We start from the raw sequence: 16,105 nt of genomic DNA on the forward strand, positions 1-16,105 counted from the left end.
GGGCCGGGTGCGCGCCATACGAGACCTCGGTGGTGTGCTGTTCTGCATCCTTGAGGAGCACGGGGCCCGGATCCAGGGCGTCCTCGAGCGGGACGCCGACAACGGGCCGGACGTGCCGCTGTGGCGGCGCACGGTCGACATCGGGGACCACGTCTCGCTCACCGGGCGCCCCGGCCGCAGCCGCAACGGCGAGGCCTCGATCCTCGTGTCGTCGTGGGTCATGGCCTCCAAGTGCCTGCGCCCCATCCCGGACGCCCGCACCGGGTTCACCAACCCCGAGGCCCGTGCCCGGCAGCGCTATCTCGACCTCATCGTCAACGCCGAGTCCTCCGCCATGCTCCCGGCCCGCTCGCGCGCCGTGGCGGCCATCCGCCACGGCTTCGCTCAGCGCGGCTACATGGAGGTGGAGACACCGATGCTGCAGGCCGTCCACGGCGGCGCCAGCGCGCGCCCCTTCCGCACGCACGTCAATGCCTACAACGCCTAGCTCTACCTGCGCATCGCCCCCGAGCTGTTCCTCAAGCACCTGTGCGTCGGCGGCATGGACCGGATCTTCGAGCTCAACCGCAACTTCCGCAACGAGGGCGCCGACGCCACCCACAACCCCGAGTTCACGTCGGTCGAGGCGTATGCCGCCCACGGTGACTACAACACGATGCGCGAGCTCACGCGCGAGCTGATCATCGAGGTCGCCACCGCCACCCACGGCGAGCCGGTCGCGGTGCGTCCCGGCGCCGACGGCACCGTGGAGCGGATCCGCCTCGACGGCGAGTGGCCCGTCATCAGCGTGCACGAGGCCGTGTCGCGGGCGGCCGGGGTCAACCTGACCTCGGCCTCCACGGTGGAGGAGGCCCGGGCCGTCGCCGACCGGCACGGCGTGCACTACACGCCGGCCATGACCTCGGGCGAGGTCGTGCTGGAGCTGTACGACGAGCTCGTCGAGGGCCAGACGACCTTCCCGACCTTCTACACGGACTTCCCGCTCGAGACGTCGCCGCTCACCCGGACGCACCGCACCGACCCCCGCCTCTCCGAGCGGTGGGACCTCGTGGCGTTCGGAGCCGAGATCGGCACGGCCTACAGCGAGCTGGTCGATCCGGTCGACCAGCGCCAGCGGCTCACCGAGCAGTCCTACAAGGCCGCCGCCGGCGACCCGGAGGCGATGGAGATCGACGAAGGCTTCCTCACCGCGCTGGAGTACGCCATGCCGCCGACCGGCGGTCTCGGCATCGGAGTGGACCGGCTCGTCATGATGCTGACGGGCGCGAACATCCGAGCCACCCTGGCGTTCCCGTTCACCAAGCCGTCCGAGCGCGGCTGACCCAGGTGCGGGGGCGGGCTCCGGCGCTCAGCCGAGGTCGACCAGGATCCGCTCGCGGCTCCCGGCATCGACCAGGTCGTGAGCCGCGGCGATCCGCTCCAGGGGGAGTGGGCGGGCGACGGGGATGGTGAGGGCGCCCGCCGCGGCGGCAGCCGTGAGCTCTCGGACGGCGTCGGCCCTGGCCTCGGGCGGGAAGTCGTCGCTGCCCAGCAGGCGGATCGTGAGGTTGTCGAACAGCATGGGCCAGAAGGGGATTCGCGGTTCCGCCTCGACGGTGCCGTAGGCCGCGACCACGCCGCCCTGCCGCAGCACCTCGGCGTCCAGCGCGACGTTGGCGGAGAACGCCACCTCGACGACGCAATCGACGCCCTCGGGTGCGATCGCACGGATCGCCGACGCGGGGTCGTCGTCCAGGGCGACGGCGTGGTCCACGACATCGAGCGCGGCGTTCAGGTCCGCGGAACGCCGCACGCTGCCGATCACCGTGGCGCCCCCTCGACGCGCCAGCTGCGCGGCGATGCGCGAGACCGCGCCGAGCACGCCGTGGACGAGCACCACCTGCCCCGCCACCGGTCCGTCGCCGTAGACGCTGCGGTGGGCCGTGATGCCGGGAATGCCCAGGCAGGCGCCGAGCTCGTCGCTCACCTCGTCCGGCAGATCCACGGCCAGGTGCTGCGGCAGGACGACATAGGTCGCGGCCGTGCCGTTCGCTCGATAGCTCTGGGCGCCGTGGACCCAGACCCGTCGTCCGACCCGGGCCGGGTCCACCCCGGGCCCGACCGCATCGACCACCCCGGATCCGTCGCTGTGCGGGATGACACGGGGACACGGCATGGCCGCTCCCGTCCAGGCGAGTCGCTTCTTGGTGTCGCCCGGGTTGACCCCGGACAGGCGGACCCGCACGCGCACCTCGCCCGGCCCGGGCTCGGGGTCGCGCAGCTCGCCCACGACGAGCACCTCCGCAGCCGGACCAGGACGGTCGTACCACGCCGCCCGCATCAGCCGACCTGAGCCCGCCGTGTCGCGCGCAGCACGATGTCGCTCTTGTGGTGGGACCCTGCGCCGAGGGCGACGTCGCGATCCCGCTGCTCGTGCACGACGACCTCCCACTCCTCGCCCAGCGCGGCGGCGACGTCCGCCGGGGCGACGTACTCGTCCGGGTCGAAGCCGTGGGAGAGCGAGAGCTCACGGTCGATGTCACCGTGGTGCACCACGAGGAGGGTCCCGCCCGGGGCGACCAGCTCCGCGAGGCGCTGCTCCGCGTCGTGGGTGGGCACCTTCATCAGGGCGGGATACATGGCGCTGACCAAGTCAAAGGACCCCTGCTCCAGATCGGCCTCGAGCAGGGGCGCGGCGACCCCGGTGATCGTCATGCCGGCCTGTCGTCCGGCTGCGAGGGTGCGCTCGACGGCCCGGGACGAGATGTCCAGCGCCGTGACCTCCCAGCCCTGGTGCGCGAGCCACACCGCGTCCGCGCCCTCCCCGCACCCCACGTCCAGCACCCGGCCAGGCGCAAGGTCCTTGCTCTCGACGACGAGCGCCTCGTTGGGGTTGCCGCTCCAGACCTGCTCTCCCGAGTAGCGCTCGTCCCAGTCCTCCGCGGTCTGCGCCATCGGCGCTGGATGGTGGTGGTGCTCCTCGTGCTCGCTCATGGCGCCATTGTGCCCTGCCCTCCCGCGGGGTCCCGTCTTCCGGTCAGAGGTCTCCGCGGGCGCTTCGTGTCAACGGCCGCTCCGCGCGTGCTTCGTGTCAACGGCCTCCACGTTCGGGCGCCCGCTCAGTAGCCCGTCCGACCGTCGACGGCCTCCCGCAGCAGGTCCATGTGACCCAGGTGGCGGGCGTACTCCTCGATCAGGTGGGTCAGGATCCACCGGAGGTTGACCTGCTTGCCATGCCGGAGACCGCGGACCGGGGCGTCCAGGTCGGACCAAGCCTCGGCGTTGGCGCGGGTGATCGCCAGCTCCTGCTCGTATGCCGCGACGTCCGCCGCAGCCGTCGCGGTCGAGGCTCCGTCGAACACGGCATCAGGCTGCCCGGGCCGGGTGTAGCGGTCCTCGAACCCTGGCTCGTCCAGCAGCACCTTGCGCAGCCAGTAGGCCTCGACCTCGGTCAGGTGCCGGATGACGCCGATCAGGCTGAGGGTCGACGGTGGGACCGAGCGCCGGGCCAGCTGCTCGGTGTCGAGACCGGCGACCTTGAGCAGCACCGTCTCACGATAGAGCTCGAGCCAGGAGTCCAGGCCGGCACGATCGCCCGCCAGCATCGGAGGGTCGCTGCGGTGATCGGCGCGCTCGGGAACGACGGCGGTGTCAGGCATGCCCGCACCGTAGTCGTGCGGACGACGCGGGCGCCAACAACCTGGGTCGGGGATCATGACCGACGATCTCGATCTTGGCCGATGCGCTCAACCGGTTGCACGGCGTGGTGGGGAGGTGTGCCGTCCGCCCGTCGGCGTGATCACGGTGAGCGCCCCGTCCGGGTCGAGGTGCCGGGCGAACCCGGGGGCCTCCATCGCGTAGTTGTGCGCCTCGCACATGCCGACTGCGTTGTCGGCGCTGGTTGGACCGCCCTCGGCGTACGGCTCGGCATGGTCGATGTGGCGGATGGGCGCGTCGCAGTAGGGGACCCGACAGGTCCCGTCCCGCCACACGACCAGCCGCCGCACGACCCCCGTGAAGGTCCGACGCTTCGCGTCGATGGAGGCCAGCTCGCCCGTCTCGGGATCCGCGTAGAGCCGGCGCAGCCACACGCTGGCGGCGTGACAGCCCTGTGCCTGCTCGCCCTCACTCGTCTGGCCGCCGAGGACCAGGGCTCGGGCCAGTGGACCGGGGATGGGCCCGTAGCCCGGGACGGTGGCGGCGTCGTCATCGCCGTCGAGGAGGGTGCGATCGGTCATGATCAGGCCCACCTCGACGTCGATCGTGTCGGTGGACCGCCCGGTCACCAGCTCGACGAGGGTGTCGGCCATGACTTGGGCCCGCGTGCGCTGGTCCTCGGCGCCGCGCGGCGCGTCAGCCGCCCGGATCAACGCGGCGTGCACGGCGACCCCCTCCTTGACCGGGAGTAGGGCGGTGAGCTGCACCATGCAGTCCGGGGCGGGGCGGGTGGAGACGTAGCGATCGGCGGCGGCCTTGGCCGCTGCCCGCATGGCGGCCTGCGGGTCCAGGGCGTAGGCGATCGCGCGAGCGCGCTTGCCCGCCTGGGCCCAGGTGAGTCCAGGCAGCTCGGCCGCCAGCTCCCGGTCAGCACGCAGGCGGTCGGCGCGGCTCAGCGGCGCCAAGGCGGTCACCACCTGAGCGGCCGTGCCCTCGTCGATCAGGCCGGCCGCGTGCAGCAGCCCGCACCGCGGCAGGTGGTGGCGGAGGCTGCGGGCGATGCCGAGGCGTCGTGACGCGGATCCGGCCGAGGCACGCGTGGCGAGCCCGACCTCGGCCGCGAGACCGGCGGGCGTCCGGTCCTCGGGCGTGCCCTGCTCCGCGCGGCGGGTCGCCTCGAGCCCGAGCATGACCCTCAGCTGGGCCGCTCCGGCCGCGTGACGGATCCGCTCCAGCAGGGTGAGCTGATCGACCGCGTCGGCAGGGTCGTCGCCGCCCTCGATCCGGCGGATCAGGTGCAGGATGTCCGGCAGCGTGCCCGGCACGGGGTGCTCGCCCCAGGACGAGCCGCGGAACGCGTCGTGCACCTCCGGTGCCAGCTCGGCCGTGGCAGCGCCCCCGATGGGCACCGCGTCGGCCGTGAGCTCAGGACTCATGGTCGCCTCCTCGTCGATCGACGGATCCCGCCCGGCGGACGGGATCCACGTGAGACGTGAGGGACGCGTGCAGCAGCACGGGTGAGGCGACGTCTTCAGGTGCTTCTCACCCTAGAGGCCACCACTGACAGACCCCCCCTCCCCCCCGGGGGTGTAGACCTCACCACCCACGACGACGGGCGGCTCGTGTCGACCGCCAGCGCGCGACCGTGCTGTCTACCTCGCCGCGTAGAGTCGCTCGTCCGAGCCGTCTGCTCCGCCCGACCCAAGGACCACGCCGTGCCTGACCGACCTGAGATCGTCTGCATCTGCGGCTCCACCCGCTTCGTGACCGAGATGCGCGCGGCCAACCGCGACCTGACCTTCGCCGGCGTCATCGTCGTCGCGCCCGGAGAGGCCGACGAGGTGGTCACGGACGAGCAGAAGGCCGCCCTGGACGCCCTGCACCTGCGCAAGATCGACCTGGCTGACCGGGTGCTGGTCGTCAACCCCGGCGGCTACGTGGGGGAGTCCACGCGCAGGGAGATCGCCTATGCCGAGGCCACCGGCACACCCGTCGAGTTCACCGATCCGGTATGACGGGCCGCCCGACCGGTTCCGTGACCCGCCCCGGCCGCCTTGGCCGCCTCGGCCGCCTCGGCCGGGCCAGGGCGCGCATGGCGTTCTTGGGCACCACGCCCCGGAGGTAGGGCTGACTGCGTGCTCAGTCCGGGTAGCGGCGTGGCGTCCAGGCCACGACCTGCGCCTCGCCGCCGGGCCGACGCGTGACCATCCGCGTCTGCGACGAGCCCACGAGCAGCAGGGTCCGCATGTCGATCTCGTCGGTGGGCAGGTCCTCGAGCCTCAGGACGCGCACCCGCTCGGTGGGTCCTCCGACGTCGCGCGCGACGACCACGGGGGTGTCGGGGGAGCGCAGCGAGAGGGCGAGGGACTTGAGCTGCACGACCTGCTCGCGCCGCGACCGGGACGCGGGGTTGTAGATCGCGACGACGAGGTCCGCCGACAGCGCGGCACGTATGCGCGACGAGATGACCGACCACGGCTTGAGGCGGTCCGACAGCGAGATGGTGGCGTAGTCGTGGCCCAGCGGTGCACCCGCCCGCGCGGCTGCGGCGTGGGCCGCCGTCATCCCCGCGCAGACACGCACCGGGACGTCGAGATACGGCTCGTCGCAGGCCACCTCGAGCACCGCGGTCGCCATCGCGAAGACGCCGGGGTCTCCGGAGGACACGACGGCGACGTGCCGTCCGCGCCGAGCCAGGTCCAGGGCGAAGGCGGCGCGCTCCGACTCGACCTTGTTGTCCGACTCGTGACGGATCTGCCACGGCCGCACGGGAACTCGCTTGACGTAGGTCGTGTAGCCAACGAGATCCGTTGCGGCGGCCAGGACTCCGCGTGCCTCGGGGGTGAGCCACTCGGCGCCGGCCGGCCCCGTGCCGACGACGGTGACCGATCCGAGCGGCACCGGGGCGCCGATGGGGGCCACGGGGGCGGGTGTTCTCGGCATACGGCTCGGCAGCACGACCACCGAGAAGTAGGGCACCTCGGCGGGGTTCACGTCCCGCGCGGGCAGGGCCCGCTCGCCGGTCATCGTCGCGCGCTCGACGTAGATCGCGTCGTCGAGCCGACCCGCCCGCTCCAGGGCGTCACGGACGCGGCCGAAGGTGCGGCCGAGCTTCATCACGACAGCCGCGTCGGTCAACGAGATCGCCGCTGCGAGAGAGTCGTCCGCGAGCGTGCCGGGGATGACGGTCAGCAGCTCGGTGTCCTCGACGAGCGGCACGCCCGCGGCCGCGGCCGCTGCGGTGATCGAGGTGACGCCGGGGATGACGGTGGTGTCGTATGCCGCAGCCAGCCGCTGGTGCAGGTGCTGGTAGGAGCTGTAGGTGAGGGGGTCGCCGAGGGACAGCACGGCGACGGTCCGCCCGGCGTCCAGGTGGGACGCGAGGCGGACGCGGCACTGCTCGTAGAAGGCGGCCAGCTGGGCGTCGTAGTCGTCGCAGTCCTCCGTCGTGACGGGGTAGACGAGCTGCTCCTCGACGACGCCCTCGCGCAGGTAGGGGTCGGCGATCTGCCGAGCCGTCGACCGGCCGTGCCGGGCGGAGTGGTAGACGACGACGTCGGCGCTCTCGATCGCGCGAACCGCCTTGAGCGTCAACAGCTCCGGGTCGCCGGGCCCCAGGCCGACGCCGATCAGCCGACCGGCGGGGCTGGCGGGGCTGGCGGTGCTGGTGTCACGGGCGGATGGGAGGTCGGCCGGCATCACTCGACCTCGGACGCGATGGCGTTGAGCGCCCCGCAGGTGATGGCCGAGCCGCCGCGACGACCGTGCACGACGAGGTAGTCCAGGCCCAGGGTGTTGGTGGCCAGGGCCTCCTTGGACTCCGCCGCCCCGATGAAGCCGACCGGGATGCCGACGACCGCGGCGGGGCGAATCGCGCTGTGCTCCACCAGGTCCAGCAGGTGGAAGAGCGCCGTAGGAGCGTTGCCGATCGCGACGACGGCACCGTCGAGGCGGTCGCCCCACAGCTCGAGCGCGGCGGCCGAGCGCGTCGTGCCGAGATCGGCGGCGAGCCCCGGGACCCGCGGGTCGTTCAGGAGGCAGAGCACCTCGTTGTCGGCAGGCAGCCTCGTGCGCGTCACCCCGGACGCCACCATCTGGGCGTCGCACAGGATCGGCGCGCCGGCCTGCAGCGCGGTGCGAGCGCGCTGGATCACGCTGGGGGAGTAGGCGATGTCGTCCACCAGGTCGACCTGCCCGCTCGCGTGGATCATGCGCACCGCGACGTAGGCGACGTCCTCGGGCAGCTGGTCGAGCCGCGCCTCGCGCCGGATCGTGGCGAAGGACTGGCGATAGATCTCGGCGCCGTCCTTGATGTAGTCGTGCGTCACGCGATGCTCCCCGCGGTCGTCAGTAGGGCGATGGCCTGGCCGGAGGAGACCTTCTCACGACTGGGTCCGTCCTGGGGCGCGTGGGAGCCGTCGTGGAGGAAGAGCTCGTAGGCGTCGGCCTCGGACGCGACGACCGCGTGGTGCGGCGTGGAGGGGTGGCCGCACTGACGGGCGCAGCCGGACCACATCACGGGCAGGCCGTCCAGCGGCTGGGTGCCGAGGGAGTCGACGAGGTCGCGAGCGCGGGCCTGCACGTCGGCGTGCGACCGGGCGCACAGCGGTAGGCCGGTGCACGCGTGCACGTCCAGCCAGGGGTTGGTCGGGTCGGTGGCCCACCCGGTCCCGGCCAGCGCCGCGAGCAGGGACGGAGCCTCGTGACCAGGCACACCTCGTATGACGATCGCGTGCCACGGCGTCACGCGCAGCTGCCCGTCGCCGTGCTCGGCCACGTCGCAGGCGGCCCGCCACCCAGCGGTGGAGATCGCGGCCATCGGAGCCTTGGCGAGCACCGCGACCCCGCCGTCGCCGTCAGGGACGGCACCTGCGAGCCGCGGCTGCTGCGAGGCACGCCGCACCGCGTGGTCCGCGTGCCCCAGCGTGCCGCCGACCCGGTCGTGCAGGTCGTCGCGAGCGTCGGCGCCGAGGTCGTCGACGTTCCAGACCTCCTCGCCGTGGTCAGCGCGCACCGCCAGCCAGGTGCGGCAGACGTCGGCGAGCGTGGCTGCCACGGTGGCCGGGTCGGCGAGCGGGCCCACGGCATAGGTGTTCTCGTCGCGGCCCGAGCCCAGGGCGAGGACGAGCTGGTCGTGGTGGACCTGGGCCGTGAGGTCGAGCGGCAGCGAGGCGACGTCCCCGGTGCCGTCGTCCAGACCGACGAGGAAGCGACCGGCCAGGCCGACGAGCTCCGGTGCGGCACAGATGGCCTGGTCGAGCGCGCGGGCGACCGGGATGACGTCGGCCCGACCGTCGATGCCGGTCATCGGGCTGACGACGATGTTGCGGGTCCGCTCGTGGGTGCGAGAGGGCAGGAGCCCGGCCGGCTCGACGCGAGAGGGGAACTCGCCTGCCTGCGCCTCGTCGAGACCGCGCATCTGAACGTTGGCGCGGGTGGTGAAGAGCACGTGCCCGTCGCCGAGCTCGTCAGCAAGCTCGCCGACCAGGCGGGCCTGCTCGACCGTCATGGGTGATCCGGCGAGGCGGACGCGCGCGATCTTTCCGTCCGACGCCTCGAACATCCGCAGCGCCCCGGGGCACTTGTCCGGCACGGAGTGACGCTCGAGGACGGGTGGGACGGCAGAGCCTGTGGTCACCATGGTCGTCGAGCATAGTGACCGGGGAGCCACGCCCCGTGAGCGGGGTGGCGGGGCCCCGGGCGTCGTCATACGGGCTGCTAGGCTCCGGACCAGCCGGGACGACCGTCTCGGCCACACCGCTGACGGCATCAGCGGAGGAAGCCGGTGCGACTCCGGCGCGGTCCCGCCACTGTGTGCGGACCCGGGTGCTCCCCGCGGTCCGTGAGCCAGGAACTCCCGCCGTCTCCGCCACCCACGGGCGAGGACACCCGGGAGAGGACCCCATGCTGGCGTTGCTGTCCACGTCGGACACCGACCTGCGGAGCGCACGAGCGGCCGACGGCCCCGTGACCTGGCGCTATGCCAACCCCAACCGCGTCTCGATGCACGAGCTCGACGAGCTGCTGGACGGCACCGACCTGGTGGTCGTGCGTCTCCTCGGAGGCCGCCGCGCCTGGGAGGAGGGCCTGGACCACCTGCTGGCCGGCTCCCGACCCGTCGTGGTGCTGACGGGTGAGCAGGCCCCCGACGCCGAGCTCATGTCGGCCTCGACGGTCCCCGCCGGGGTGGCGGCGCAGGCCCACGCCTACCTCGCGCACGGCGGCGCCACCAACCTGGCCGAGCTGGGCTCGTTCCTGTCGGACACGATCCTGCTGACGGGGCACGGGTTCGCGCAGCCCGAGCCCGCGCCGTCCTGGGGGCCGCTCGACGACACCGTCGCGCTGGAGGCTCCCGAGGGTGACGACCGGCCGTGCGTGGCCGTCCTCTACTACCGGGCGCACCAGACGAGCGGCAACACGACCTTCGTGCGTGACCTGGCCGAGGCCCTCGAGGCTGCGGGCTCGCGCCCGCTCCCGCTGTATGTCGCCTCCCTGCGCGCTCCGGAGCCCGAGCTCATGCGGACCCTGCGCCAGGCGGACGCGGTCATCACGACCGTCCTCGCGGCGGGTGGGACCACCCCGGCCGCGGCCCAGGCCGGCGGCGACGAAGGTGCCTGGGACGCAGGCGCGCTCGCCGACCTCGACGTGCCGGTGATCCAGGGGCTGTGCCTCACGAGCAGCCGGGCGGAGTGGGTGGACAACGCCGACGGCACGACGCCTCTGGACGCGGCGACCCAGGTCGCGGTGCCGGAGTTCGACGGGCGACTCATCACGGTCCCGTTCTCCTTCAAGGAGATCGACGAGGATGGCCTGCCCACCTACGTCGCCGACCCGGAGCGCTGCCGCCGCGTCGCGGGCATCGCCCACGCCCACGCCCGCCTGCGTCACGTCCCGGTGGGGGAGCGGCGGCTCGCCGTCGTCCTCTCCGCCTATCCCACCAAGCACGCCCGCATCGGCAACGCCGTCGGCCTCGACACCCCGGCGTCGACGCTGGCCCTGCTGCGTCGCCTGCACGAGGGTGGTTGGGACATCGGCCCGCTCGCGGGCGAGGGATCCCTGCCGGGTCTCGAGTCCGGCAACGGCGACGACCTGATCAAGGCGATCATCGCGCGCGGCGGCTACGACCAGGCCTGGTTGACCGAGGACGAGCTCGCGTCGAACCCCTTGCGCGTCAAGGCCTCTGACTACCACCGCTGGTTCGCCGGGCTGCACGAGGACTTCCGCGCCGCCGTGACCGAGGCGTGGGGCGAGGCGCCCGGCGAGATGTACCTCGACACCTCGCGCGCACCGCGCTCCGCTCGTCGGGGGCGCAGCGACGACGCCGGGCGCGTGCGGGGCAACGACCACGGGGACCAGGGGGATCTCGTCTACGCGGGGCTGCAGGCCGGCAACGTCGTGGTCCTCGTCCAGCCTCCGCGCGGCTTCGGGGAGAACCCGATCGCGATCTACCACGACCCCGACCTCGCGCCGTCCCACCACTACGTCGCGGCCTACCGCTGGCTCGAGGCCGACCAGAGCGACGGCGGATTCGGCGCGCACGCCATCGTCCACGTCGGCAAGCACGGCAACCTCGAGTGGCTGCCCGGCAAGGGCGCTGCCCTGTCGGCCGACTGCGCGCCCGACGCAGTGCTGGGCGACCTCCCGTTCGTCTACCCCTTCCTCGTCAACGACCCCGGCGAGGGCACCCAGGCCAAGCGCCGCGGGCACGCCACGCTCGTCGACCACCTGGTCCCGCCCATGACCAGAGCCGACTCGTATGGCGACATCGCCCGCCTCGAGCAGCTCCTCGACGAGTACGCAACGGTCTCGGCCATGGACCCGGCCAAGGCGCCGGCCGTGCGCCAGCAGATCTGGACCCTCATCCAGGCCGCCCGCCTGGACCACGACCTCGGCCTGACGGACCGGCCGGAGCTCGACGACACCGACGCCTTCGACGAGTTCGTGCTGCACGTCGACGGCTGGCTCTGCGAGATCAAGGACGTCCAGATCCGCGGCGGCCTGCACGTGCTCGGGCAGGAGCCCGTCGGCGAGGCCCGCGTCTCGCTCGTCCTCGCCATGCTCCAGGCCACCCAGATCTGGGGCGGCAACCAGCACCTGCCCGGGCTGCGCACCGCCCTCGGCCTGGACGAGTCCGCCAAGAAGCGCGGCGAGACCGACGACGTCGAGGCCGCCGCGCGAGCCCAGGTGGAGGGCATGGAGGCTCGCGGCTGGACCGCGGACGCCGTCGACGCCGTGCTCGCCGAGATGCCGGAGCGCCCGGGGGCCGATCGCGACGCCATACGAGCCGTCCTGACCTTTGCCGTCGAGGAGGTCGTGCCGCGGGTCGCGGGCACCGCCGGCGAGCTCGACGCCGTCCTGCACGCCCTGGACGGCGGGTTCATCCCGAGCGGCCCGTCAGGGTCCCCGCTGCGCGGCCTGGTCAACGTGCTGCCGACCGGCCGCAACTTCTACTCCGTCGACCCGCGGGCCATCCCGAGCCGTCTCGCCTACGAGACCGGGGTGTCCCTCGCGGACTCGCTGGTGCGGCGCTACGAGCAGGACAAGGGCGAGTTCCCCGCCTCCGTCGGACTGTCCCTGTGGGGGACGTCCGCCATGCGCACCGCCGGCGACGACATCGGAGAAGCCATGGCTCTCATGGGGATCCGCCCCGTGTGGGACGACGCCTCGCGCCGCATCACGGGTCTCGAGGCCGTCCCGCTCGAGGAGCTCGGACGCCCCCGCGTCGACGTCACGCTGCGCATCTCCGGGTTCTTCCGCGACGCCTTCCCGCATGCCGTGGGGCTGCTCGACGACGCGGTGCAGCTGGCCGCGTCCCTGGAGGAGGGTGAGAGCGACAACTACGTGCGCGCGCACGTCCAGGCCGACCTCGCGAGCGGCACCGAGCACCGCAAGGCGACGACGCGCATCTTCGGGTCGCGCCCGGGGACCTACGGCGCCGGTCTGCTGCAGCTCATCGACTCGCGCGACTGGCGCACCGACGCGGACCTCGCCGAGGTCTACGAGGTGTGGGGCGGCTACGCCTACGGCCGCGAGCTCGAGGGCGTCCCGGCGCGCGACGAGATGCGCTCGGCGTATCGCCGGATCCGCGTGGCCGCCAAGAACGTCGACACCCGCGAGCACGACATCGCCGACAGCGACGACTACTTCCAGTTCCACGGCGGGATGGTCGCGCACGTCCGTTCCATCACCGGGGACAGCCCCGAGGCCTACATCGGCGACTCGACCCGCCCCGAGCACGTCGCGACGCGCACCCTGGTCGAGGAGACCTCACGCGTGTTCCGCGCCCGCGTGGTCAACCCCAAGTGGATGTCCGCGATGCGGCAGCACGGCTACAAGGGCGCCTTCGAGATGGCGGCGACCGTCGACTACCTGTTCGGCTACGACGCCACGACCGGTGTGGTTGCCGACTGGATGTACGACCGCCTCACCAAGGAGTACGTCCTCGACGAGACCAACCGCGCGTTCCTCGCGGAGGCCAACCCGTGGGCGCTGCACGGCATGACCGAGCGGCTGCTGGAGGCGGTCGAGCGCGGGCTGTGGGAGTCGCCCGACCCGGAGGTGCTGGCCGAGCTGCGCGCGGCCTACCTCGACGCCGAGGGTGACCTCGAGGACGCGGCCGGGGCCGCGCGATGACGGCCGTCGACACCCAGGCCTTCCCGTTCAGCGCCGTCGTCGGGATGGACGACATGGGCCTGGCCCTCTGCCTGTCCGCCGTCTCGCCGTCCATCGGCGGCGTCCTCGTCCGCGGCGAGAAGGGCACCGCCAAGTCCACCATGGTGCGCGCCCTCGCCTCGGTGCTGCCCCCCGTGAAGGTCGTTGCGGGCGACCGGTTCTCGTGCGACCCCACCGCTCCCGACGCCGGGTGCCCGGACGTCGCGCTGCACGGCGACGGCGCGATCACGCGGCCCGTCCGCCTGGTCGAGCTGCCCGTCGGCGCGTCCGAGGACCGGGTGGTCGGGTCGCTGCACCTCGACCGCCTCCTCGCGAGCGGCCAGGTCGCCTTCGACCCCGGTCTGCTGGCGCAGGCGCACCGCGGCGTGCTCTACGTCGACGAGGTCAACCTCCTGCCGGACCACCTCGTCGACACCCTCCTGGACTCGGCCGCGATGGGGCGCGCCCGCATCGAGCGCGAGGGCGTGTCCGTCTCGCACGCAGCGCGATTCGTCCTCGTCGGCACCATGAACCCCGAGGAGGGCGAGCTGCGTCCCCAGCTGCTCGACCGCTTCGGGCTGGCCGTCGACGTCACCGCCTCGCGCGACCCCCGCGTCCGCGTCGAGGTCGTGCGGCGCCGCATGGCCTACGAGGACTCTCCCGTGAGCTTCATCGGCACGTATGCCGACCGCGAGGCCGCCCTCGCCGACCGGATCGCGGCGGCGCAGGACCGCCTGCCCCACGTCCGTCTCGGGGACCAGGCCATCGAGCGGATCGCCGCCATCTGCGCGGCCTTCGACGTCGACGGCATGCGCGGCGACCTGGTCACGGCGCGCACGGCGGTCGCCCACGCGGCCTGGTGCGGGCACGACGAGGTCGGCGCGGAGGACATCCGCGTGGCCGCCCGCCTCGCGCTGCCGCACCGCAAGCGGCGCAACCCCTTCGACGACGGTGGGGACCACGACCTCGAGGACATCCTCGACGACAACCTCCCCGAGCCGGACGGTGACGACGACGGGCCTGACGGCGGCGGCGACGGTGGTGGGGACGGCGGTGGAGACGGCGGTGGAGCCGACGACGATGGTGCCGACGACGATGGTGCCGAGGTCGATGCTGCCGACGGAGACGGCTCCCGGGACGGCGACCTCGACGGGGGATCCGGCGCCGAGACCCCTCCGCCGACCGGTCAGGTCCCGACGGATGACGGGCCCGGCGACGACGCCCCCATCCCGCCCAACCGCCAGGATCCGAGCGGCGACGCCACGGGAGCGGACCAGCAGGCAGACGACGACGGCGCGTCCGGCGGCCCGGCGCGTGGCCGCGGCACGACGGGGGAGCGGGCCGGATCGGCATACCGCGCAAGGCTGCTCACCCTGCCCACCGCGGGCACCGGTGTGGCAGGCCGACGCTCGACGGCCGACACGACGACCGGGCGCCACGTGCGCGCCGTGGCGCCCGACGACCCACGGGGACAAGGGATCTCGCTGACCGCGACGGTGCTCAGGGCCGCGTCCCGCGCGACGACGGCACGGGCCGTGGGCGACCCGCTGGGGGTGCGCCCGAGCGACCTGCGCCGCAGCGTGCGCCGGGGCAAGGAGGGCAACCTCGTCGTCTTCGTCGTCGACACGTCCGGCTCGATGGGCGCGGCCCAGCGCATCCGCGAGGTCAAGACGGCGTGCGTGTCGCTGCTGCTCGATGCCTACCAACGACGCGACAAGGTGGCGGTCGTGACCTTCGCCGGAGCGCGGGCCGACCTCGTGCTGCCCCCGACCACGAGCGTCGAGCTGGCCGAGCGACTGCTCGCACGGGTGCCGACCGGGGGGCGGACCCCGCTGGCCGAGGGGCTGCAGAGCGCCTACGAGGTGGTGCGCCGCGAGCACGCCAAGGACCCCCACCGTCGTGCGCTGCTGGTCGTGCTCACCGACGGACGCGCGAGCTCCGGTGGGCGCCAGGCGATCCCACGAGCCCACCGGGTGGCCGACGGCATCGCCCACGCGGGGATCGCCAGCGTGGTCGTGGACTGCGAGCAGACGCGGGCGGGCTTCCGCCTGGGGCTGGCTCGCGAGCTCGCCGGGCACCTGCGCGCCGAGCTGATCGACCTGCAGGGCGTGGCGGCCGAGGAGCTGGCCGGCGCCGTCCGACACCGAGACCGCCTCTCCACCAGCGTGACCCGAGCCCCGAGGAGCGTGGCCTGATGCCCCAGGGAGTCCCCACCACCGTCCCGCAGGACGGCCTCACCACGAGGCAGCGCCGCAACCGACCGCTCGTGGTCGTGCACACCGGCGAGATGAAGGGCAAGTCCACCGCGGCCTTCGGGCTCGCGCTGCGCGGCTGGAACCAGGGCTGGCGGGTCGGGGTCTTCCAGTTCGTCAAGAGCGCCAAGTGGAAGGTCGGGGAGGAGAACGCCCTCAAGGCCCTCGGCCGCCTCCACGAGCAGACCGGCGAGGGCGGCCCGGTCGAGTGGCACAAGATGGGCGAGGGCTGGAGCTGGACCCGCAAGGCGGGCTCCGACGAGGACCACGCCCAGGCCGCGCTAGAGGGCTGGCGCGAGATCCAGCGTCGCATCGCCGCGGAGACGCACGACGTCTACGTCCTCGACGAGTTCACCTATCCCATGAAGTGGGGCTGGGTCGACGTCGACGAGGTCGTCGCCACGCTGCGGGACCGACCCGGCCACCAGCACGTCATCATCACGGGTCGCGACGCCGACCCCCGGCTCGTCGAGGCCGCCGACCTGGTCACCGAGATGACCAAGGTCAAGCACCCCATGGACGCCGGGCAGAAGGGCCAGCGAGGCATCGAGTGGTAGCCCCGTCGA

Annotated in this window: 11 protein-coding genes, 1 pseudogene and 1 riboswitch; of the genes and pseudogenes, 5 read left to right on the plus strand and 7 right to left on the minus strand. The window is 73.2% G+C overall.

Features of this window, described 5'->3' with window-relative positions; all coding sequences use genetic code 11:
* Positions 1–34 precede the first annotated feature (34 nt).
* Positions 35–1,321, plus strand: a pseudogene (locus tag B4K29_RS00260) (lysine--tRNA ligase).
* 27 nt (positions 1,322–1,348) lie between these two features.
* Here B4K29_RS00260 and B4K29_RS00265 read toward each other — a convergent pair.
* The 4 genes from B4K29_RS00265 to B4K29_RS00280 all read right to left on the minus strand — a co-directional run bounded on the left by B4K29_RS00265 (position 1,349) and on the right by B4K29_RS00280 (position 5,072).
* Positions 1,349–2,269, minus strand: a complete 921-nt coding sequence (locus B4K29_RS00265) for an NADPH:quinone reductase (protein ID WP_239263290.1) — start codon at positions 2,267–2,269, stop codon at positions 1,349–1,351.
* Positions 2,270–2,319: 50 nt separating this feature from the next.
* Complete coding sequence (locus B4K29_RS00270) at positions 2,320–2,973, minus strand: class I SAM-dependent methyltransferase (RefSeq protein ID WP_084412277.1); 654 nt, start codon at positions 2,971–2,973, stop codon at positions 2,320–2,322.
* 125 nt (positions 2,974–3,098) lie between these two features.
* On the minus strand, positions 3,099–3,638 hold the full coding sequence (locus B4K29_RS00275) for a DinB family protein (protein ID WP_286960547.1): 540 nt from the start codon (positions 3,636–3,638) through the stop codon (positions 3,099–3,101).
* An 87-nt stretch (positions 3,639–3,725) separates the two neighbouring features.
* Positions 3,726–5,072 carry a DUF222 domain-containing protein gene (locus B4K29_RS00280; protein WP_019286998.1) on the minus strand — a complete coding sequence of 449 codons (1,347 nt, stop codon included), beginning with the start codon at positions 5,070–5,072 and terminating at the stop codon, positions 3,726–3,728.
* 279 nt (positions 5,073–5,351) lie between these two features.
* Here B4K29_RS00280 and B4K29_RS00285 point away from each other — a divergent pair, with 279 nt between their 5' ends.
* Positions 5,352–5,651: a hypothetical protein gene (locus B4K29_RS00285; protein ID WP_019286999.1), complete on the plus strand. Its 300-nt coding sequence runs from the start codon at positions 5,352–5,354 to the stop codon at positions 5,649–5,651.
* Between the two features lie 124 nt (positions 5,652–5,775).
* Here the strand turns inward: B4K29_RS00285 and cobJ are convergent, their stop codons facing one another.
* Genes cobJ through B4K29_RS00300 form a run of 3 tightly spaced genes read right to left on the minus strand, consistent with a single transcriptional unit; the run spans position 5,776 to position 9,277 of the window.
* Complete coding sequence (cobJ, locus tag B4K29_RS00290) at positions 5,776–7,335, minus strand: precorrin-3B C(17)-methyltransferase (protein WP_286966152.1); 1,560 nt, start codon at positions 7,333–7,335, stop codon at positions 5,776–5,778.
* Complete coding sequence (locus B4K29_RS00295) at positions 7,335–7,964, minus strand: precorrin-8X methylmutase (RefSeq protein ID WP_029209955.1); 630 nt, start codon at positions 7,962–7,964, stop codon at positions 7,335–7,337. Before B4K29_RS00295 ends, cobJ begins: the two co-directional genes overlap by 1 nt.
* On the minus strand, positions 7,961–9,277 hold the full coding sequence (locus B4K29_RS00300; RefSeq protein ID WP_029209956.1) for a nitrite/sulfite reductase: 1,317 nt from the start codon (positions 9,275–9,277) through the stop codon (positions 7,961–7,963). Before B4K29_RS00300 ends, B4K29_RS00295 begins: the two co-directional genes overlap by 4 nt.
* 134 nt (positions 9,278–9,411) lie before the next feature.
* A riboswitch (cobalamin riboswitch) is annotated at positions 9,412–9,493 on the plus strand.
* Positions 9,494–9,540: 47 nt separating this feature from the next.
* Between B4K29_RS00300 and cobN the strand changes: the two genes are divergently transcribed.
* The 3 genes from cobN to cobO are packed head-to-tail and all read left to right on the plus strand — an operon-like array spanning position 9,541 to position 16,096.
* The gene (gene cobN / locus B4K29_RS00305; protein ID WP_286966153.1) at positions 9,541–13,269 is read left to right on the plus strand and encodes a cobaltochelatase subunit CobN; all 3,729 of its coding nucleotides are present in this window, start codon (positions 9,541–9,543) and stop codon (positions 13,267–13,269) included.
* Positions 13,266–15,482, plus strand: coding sequence for a VWA domain-containing protein (locus B4K29_RS00310; RefSeq protein WP_286956654.1), 2,217 nt, complete (start codon positions 13,266–13,268; stop codon positions 15,480–15,482). Before cobN ends, B4K29_RS00310 begins: the two co-directional genes overlap by 4 nt.
* A complete protein-coding gene (gene cobO / locus B4K29_RS00315) occupies positions 15,482–16,096 on the plus strand; it encodes a cob(I)yrinic acid a,c-diamide adenosyltransferase (protein WP_019287006.1) in 615 nt (204 codons plus the stop codon). The genes B4K29_RS00310 and cobO overlap by 1 nt, the downstream gene beginning before the upstream one ends.
* The last annotated feature ends 9 nt before the right edge of the window (positions 16,097–16,105 follow it).

The sequence above is a fragment of the Arsenicicoccus sp. UBA6765 genome (assembly GCF_002453335.1).
Taxonomy (GTDB): Bacteria; Actinomycetota; Actinomycetes; order Actinomycetales; family Dermatophilaceae; genus Arsenicicoccus; species Arsenicicoccus bolidensis.